The following is a 2,289-nucleotide window of genomic DNA, read 5'->3' as shown; positions in this document are numbered from 1 at the left end:
GGATTTTTAGGGTATGTGCTAATAGCAACATTCCTTAGTTCTGACTTAGAAAAAACAACCCTATTGTTTCCTGCGTTTGTATCTGGATTGTTGCGGCGCAGTACGGCTTGAATTTTATTATTTGTGGTTTTGTTGCTAAATTGAAAGCTTATTATGAAAATAATGATGGTCAGCCCTTTCCCCGTTAAAAACGACGCTGTTGTAGGTGGCGTAGAGGGTGTTGCTTTCTATCTCGCCAAAGCGCTGAAGAGTCTCGGTGTTAATGTAGAGGTGATAGTCCCAAATGCTCAATCTTATGGTATAAATAAAATAGAAATAAAATTGAACAATGATATTCCTGTCCATTATTTGCCAACAAGTGGCATTATGCCAATTTCTGTTAAAAACTTGATGATACTTCCAGAGTTAGAGTCGTACTTGAGTAAGCAAAATTATGATTTGCTTCATAGCCAAGGAGTTGCAACCTGGGCATTGGCAAGTTGCAAGCCTGCTGTTCTTACTATTCATGGTATAAATGAGTTGGACACTTTGTTTAGAGGTAATAAAATACTTGCAAAAATTAGATCTAACGTAATTAGGGTTACAGAAGGACGTCAGAGAAGCAGTGTGAGGAATATTATTGCTATCAATCCTTATGTAAAAAAATTCATCAGCAAAAGACATGCTGGCTCAGTCTGGGATATACCAAACCCTGTTAGTGATACATATTTCGAAGTAAAAAGAAATGCTGTCCAAGGGAGGATCGCGTATATAGGTACTGTAATGCCAAGAAAAAATCAGATGTCATTCATTCGCGGGTTTTCTAGGTTTGCTCAACGTCATTTAGAGGCAGAAGTAATCTTTGCCGGTTCTGGTGAAAATTCTGAATACGCAATTCAATGTAGGCGGGTTGCTTCTTCTCTGGGGCTGAGTGAGAGGGTTAAGTTTGTTGGTTCGTTGTCTGTTGGTGAGTTGCAGTCACTTTTGTCTACATGTGATTTTGCAGCACTTTTTTCACAACAAGAAACTGCCCCGTTGTCAATTTCAGAATGTATGGCTGCTGGAGTGCCGTTTGTTTCGAGCGGTATTTGCGGCATTCCTTATATGATAAAAAATTATGATACTGGCATTGTCGCTTCCGGTAATGAAGATGACGATATTGCTTCTGCTCTTGAGATTATTTACTCTTTAGATAGAGAAAAAATGTCAAATTCATCGAGGGAAGTCGCTAAAAATTTGTATTCATCAGCAAGGGTTGCATGTGAAACCTTGCATGTTTATGAGTCTATTTTGAATAAATGATTTGGTGATGACATGAAAATTTTGGCGAATTTGTATGTTATGTTTTGTAAAGTTAAAAGGCGAATTCTTATGTTTTTAATGCGAACGCTTTTTAAAAAACACGGGGCGAATTTTATATTCGACCCATATGGAATATATTCATACTCAAGAATAGAGGTTGGTGACAATGTTTATATAGGGCCAGGTGCGCAATTAATGGCGTCGAATAGTCTAATAAAGATTGGCGACAACGTTATGTTCGGCCCATCTGTTTCTATCGTTGCCGGAGATCATAATACGTCTGTTGTTGGTAAGTTTATGATTTCTGTTAAAGAGAAGCGTGATGTCGATGATCTTCCCGTTTTTATTGAGGATGATGTTTGGTTGGGAGCGCGAACAACCATATTGAAGGGCGTTACTGTCGGGCGTGGATCCATTGTCGCTGCTGGAGCAGTAGTCACCCGAGATGTCCCAAGATATTCTATTGTGGGTGGAGTCCCGGCTCGAGTAATTAAGGCAAGATGGAGTAAGGAGGAAATTTTTGAGCATGAGAAGCACTTGTATGGCGAAGAGCAACTAACATATAAAAACGTTTAAAGTCTTTTCTTATGGGGAAAATACTTCTTGTCGGCGGCTATCCTCCGCCTTATGGTGGGATATCAGTCCATGTAAAGAGGCTTTTTGAAGTTCTCAAGCGAGATCATAGCGTTTTTGTTCTCGACATGTACGGCGATGTATGTGGGGAACGTCAAGGAGAAATAATTAGATGTGGACGGTTTGTGCCGTTTAATTTATTTAAGGCTTTGTTTTTTATTAAGAAAATTAATGCCGAAATCGTGCATTGTCATGTTTCTGCAATAAGCAAGTTTCTTCTTGCCGGTATTCCTATTATGTTTTTCGCTGGGGATAGTGCTAGAAAAATTGTTACGATACATAGTGGCGGTTTCGTTAAAAACATAGAAAATTTCAATATTTTTCAAAAAACATTGTTTGTATTTCTAATTGAAAAAATCGACCATGTTATAGTAG

At 38.5% G+C, this 2,289-nt stretch carries 3 protein-coding genes; all 3 read left to right on the top strand.

The window, feature by feature from the left end:
- Positions 1-153: 153 nt before the first annotated feature.
- On the top strand, positions 154-1,281 hold the full coding sequence (locus FDZ70_09485) for a glycosyltransferase family 4 protein (protein ID TLM69759.1): 1,128 nt from the start codon (positions 154-156) through the stop codon (positions 1,279-1,281).
- A gap of 12 nt (positions 1,282-1,293) precedes the next feature.
- Entirely contained in the window at positions 1,294-1,857 is a 564-nt protein-coding gene (locus FDZ70_09480; protein ID TLM69758.1) for an acyltransferase, read from the top strand.
- 11 nt (positions 1,858-1,868) lie between these two features.
- The coding region (locus FDZ70_09475; GenBank protein TLM69757.1) for a glycosyltransferase family 4 protein at positions 1,869-2,289 on the top strand (421 nt) is incomplete at its 3' end.

Source organism: Actinomycetota bacterium, assembly GCA_005774595.1.
In the GTDB taxonomy this organism is placed as follows: Bacteria; Actinomycetota; Coriobacteriia; order Anaerosomatales; family D1FN1-002; genus D1FN1-002.
The sequence above is the reverse complement of the archived record's forward strand: the minus strand, read 5'-3'. Positions and strand labels throughout refer to the sequence as shown.

Coding starts and splice junctions, on each gene's coding strand:
- FDZ70_09485 (TLM69759.1), top strand. CDS start 154: ATGAAAATAATGATGGTCAGCCCTTTCCCCGTTAAAAACGACGCTGTT.
- FDZ70_09480 (TLM69758.1), top strand. CDS start 1,294: ATGAAAATTTTGGCGAATTTGTATGTTATGTTTTGTAAAGTTAAAAGG.